The organism is Microcoleus sp. S13_B4, assembly GCF_036700885.1.
Lineage (GTDB): Bacteria > Cyanobacteriota > Cyanobacteriia > Cyanobacteriales > Microcoleaceae > Microcoleus.
Genome location: NZ_JAUBPU010000122.1, coordinates 1 through 3715, shown reverse-complemented (window position 1 = coordinate 3715; position 3715 = coordinate 1). Strand labels below are relative to the sequence as shown.

The 3715-nt window shown below is 49.0% G+C and carries 3 protein-coding genes, 1 pseudogene and 1 riboswitch; all 4 genes and pseudogenes read left to right on the top strand.

What is annotated here, in order from left to right; all coding sequences use genetic code 11:
• Window positions 1-271: 271 nt before the first annotated feature.
• Window positions 272-351: riboswitch (adenosylcobalamin-variant (AdoCbl-variant) riboswitch) on the top strand.
• Window positions 352-359: 8 nt separating this feature from the next.
• Window positions 360-1865 (top strand): precorrin-3B synthase, encoded by a 1506-nt coding sequence (cobG, locus tag QT994_RS27335; protein ID WP_333180228.1) that lies wholly within the window; start codon window positions 360-362, stop codon window positions 1863-1865.
• Window positions 1866-2038: 173 nt separating this feature from the next.
• Window positions 2039-2668 (top strand): precorrin-8X methylmutase, encoded by a 630-nt coding sequence (locus tag QT994_RS27330; protein ID WP_333180225.1) that lies wholly within the window; start codon window positions 2039-2041, stop codon window positions 2666-2668.
• Entirely contained in the window at window positions 2665-3375 is a 711-nt protein-coding gene (locus tag QT994_RS27325) for a precorrin-2 C(20)-methyltransferase (RefSeq protein ID WP_333050762.1), read from the top strand. Before QT994_RS27330 ends, QT994_RS27325 begins: the two co-directional genes overlap by 4 nt.
• A 227-nt stretch (window positions 3376-3602) precedes the next feature.
• Window positions 3603-3715 (top strand): annotated as a pseudogene (locus QT994_RS27320) (photosystem II q(b) protein); the annotation flags it as partial.

The window sequence follows — 3715 nt, the reverse complement described above, 5'->3', positions numbered from 1 at the left end:
ACCCACTCACAAAAGCGTTCCCAGACGTTGGCGCTTTCGCGCTGCTGTAAGGTTGTTGTCATGGTTTTATGATTGCTGTATTTGGTTGTCAATGTTCGGATGATGTTTCTATTATTAACGGTTTTGTTAAGGTTTGTAAAGGGGTTGAGCGACAGTTAAACTGATGACTGCGATTAGGAAAGCTGATGAAACCAGAGACAGGGGCGATCGCCAGAAGTTTTGTTAAGAAAGTTGAGGGTTTTGCTTTCTGTGGGTCAGCTCGTGATACCTTTCTAAAACCTGAAAGCGGGGAAGTCCGGTGCAATTCCGGCGCTGTGCCGCAACTGTAAAAGTCAGAATGCCGATTTCGGGGGCGCTTTGTGGGCGTTTACTTTTGGATTCCCTGCGTAGCACGGGGAGGAGATTATTTGTTAGCTTTGACTGATTTGCCGACTTGTCCGGGTTTATTTTACGGTTCCCAAGCCCGAGACGGAGTTTTATCGAGAATGCGGATTCCGGGGGGAATTTTAAACGCGCAGCAGTGTTGGACGATCGCCGATTTGGCAGATCAATACAGTACCGGCTGTTTGCAAGTGACGAATCGGGCAAATTTGCAAATCCGAGAAGTGTACTCGGAAATTCCCCCGGAAGTCTGGAACCGCTTGCAGGAATTGGGGATAGCGTCTCGCCGCGTTGAAGTTGACCCGATTCGCAATATAATGGCAAGTCCGACAGCAGGGATCGATCGCCAGCAGTTACTCGATACTCGCCCGCTAGTGAAAGCTTGGGATGATTACCTGCAAACGCATCCCGAGTTGTCGGAACTTTCGCCTAAGTTCAGTATTGGCTTGGATGGCGGGGAATCGGTTTCGATCCAGGCTTTACGCAACGATATTTTATTAGCTGCTGAAGAGCTTTCAACCCAATCAGAAATCGTTTTTAGGCTGCATTTAAACGGCGATACAGGAATTTTAATCCAAGAATCGCAATGTATTTCAGTATTAGGTGCCCTCGCTAGCACCTATCTTGAATACACCAAAAATCGTCCTCGAATTGATGGCAAAAAACCGCGTTTGCGTCACCTGCTGGCAGATTGGGGCGCTGAAAGTTATCTAGAAAGGGTACAGCAGAATTTACCATTTTCATGGCAATTCACATCTTGCACCTTTCCCAAAAACAGCCAAAATGCCTCATCTGAAAAATCCCTTCCCCATCACCGACATCTCGGCATTCATCCTCAACGACAGTCCGGTTTCTCCTACATGGGAATTGCACTGCCTCTCGGTAGGCTAGAATCAAAGCAACTGCGGAATTTGGCGAATTTAGCCCAAAAGCTAGCCAGCGGTACCCTGAGACTTACGCCGTGGCAAAATCTGTTGATTTCTGATATCCCCAACTCCCAGCTTTTTGAGGTAAAACAGCAAGTGGCCGATTTGGGATTGCACTCGTCGGCGACTCGCCTAGATTCCTGCTTGGTGGCTTGTGCCGGCAGCAGCGGCTGTGCGTCGGCGGCGACAGATACTCAAAGTCACGCCCTAGCAATGGTGAGGGATTTAGCGCAAAAATTGACCATCGACCTGCCGATTAACATTCATTTCAGCGGTTGCCAAAAGTCCTGCGCCCAGCACCAGCCAATTGATATCACGCTGGTAGGAATTCAGATTGAGCGAGGAGACGAGACGATCGAAGGTTACGACATTTATGCGGGTAGAAAAGATTTGCCCTTCGGACGACCAATTTTTCAGGCGGTGAGTACGATCGAGATGCCCGGTGCGATCGAGCGAATGTTGCGGGTGTATCAGCGGTTTCGAGAGCCTTGGGAGTCATTTGGTGAGTTTGTCGATCGGCAGGCGAGCGACCAATTGCAGGATTTATTGAACACCTAAAATAGGAATTGAAAGGGAAAAAATATCCCATGAAAACAGAGAAAATTTAAGTATTTCTCGTTCTATCTTTCTTGAGATTTCTTCCTTCGCGTCCTAGCGCTTACGCGCCTTCGCGGTTCATTCAAAAAATCTCTTTCATAAATCCCACAAAATTCCCATAACAGTTTTAAACAATGATTGATTACATTCGAGACGGAACAGAAATCTACACCCAATCCTTCGCCACAATTCGAGCCGAAGCAGATTTGTCAAGCTTGCCACCCGATTTAGAATCGGTAGCCGTGCGACTAATTCACAGTTGCGGCATGACCGATATTGTTGCAGATTTAGCAGCTTCGCCCGGGGCAGCCACCTGCGGACGCCAAGCCCTCTCCGCAGGCGCGCCGATTCTGTGCGATGCCCGGATGGTGGCCGAAGGCATCACTCGCAAACGCCTTCCCGCCGACAATCCCGTGATTTGCACCCTCTGGCATTCCGAAATCCCGGAGTTGGCGCGGCAAATCGGAAATACTCGATCGGCTGCGGCCCTGGATTTATGGCTGGACAAGTTGCAGGGTGCAGTTGTGGCCATTGGCAATGCCCCGACTGCTTTGTTCCGACTACTGGAAATGCTGGATGCCGGAGTACCCAAACCGGCTTTAATTCTGGGTTTCCCGGTAGGATTTGTCGGGGCCGCCGAATCCAAAGCGGAACTGGCTGCCAACAGTCGGGGAGTGCCATTTATTACGTTGCACGGGCGACGCGGTGGCAGTGCAATGGCAACGGCGGCCGTGAATGCGTTAGCGAAAAAGGATGAATTATGACTAAGGCTACTGGTAAATTGTACGGTTTGGGTATTGGCCCTGGCGATCCAGAGTTGATTACATTGAAAGCTTATCGGATTTTGCAATCGGTGCCGGTGATTGCCTATCCGGCGATGGAAAATGGTAAGGTGCTGGCGCGGGCGATCGTCGCAGATTATCTGCGCCCGGAGCAAATTGAGATTCCGATGCCGTTGCCTTTTAGTCCGACGCGATCGTCTCAACCTTATTATGATATTGCTGCCGAGAAAATTGCCGCACATCTGAGCGAGGGACAGGATGTGGCGGTCTTGTGTGAGGGCGAACCTTTTCTCTACGGCTCGTTTATGTATCTATTCAACCGTTTGTCCGCGACATTTACCACTGAAGTTGTGCCGGGAATTTCTTCGACAATGGCGAGTGCGGCTGCGTTGGGAGTGCCGCTGACTTATCGTAACGATGTGTTAAGTATTATGCCTGCGACGCTCGATGCTGAGGTTTTGCGCGATCGGCTGGCGGTTGTGGATGCTGCTGTGATTATTAAGCTGGGCAGGCATTTTGCCAAAGTCCGGGACGTACTGATTGAGTTAGGACAGTTCGATCGAGCTTTGTATATAGAACGGGCAACTATGCCAAATCAGCGAATTCGGGCGATCGTAGATGTCGATCCCGCTGAAGTTCCCTATTGGGCTCTCATTATGATCCCCAGCCAGCAAAAGTCTGTATCCTAATATTTCTATGCCTGAAGGCGACGAGCTTCCAGGCTTTCCCTACTTTTTGTCCATTCTTTGCCATTTATCCACCATTCCTGATATTAATAAGTCACTCTTATGGCTTTCATCAGTTAATCTGTTGTTAAAATACTTTACAAACCTGAGAATATGCTTTATATTTATTTACATGGCGGAACACAAAGCCGTCACGAACATTGAAAACCAAATAAAGCAATCATAAACAAATGACAACAACCTTACAGCAGCGCGAAAGCGCCAATGTCTGGGAACGCTTTTGTGAGTGGGTCACAAGCACCGACAACCGCATTTACATCGGTTGGTTCGGAGTCTTGATGAT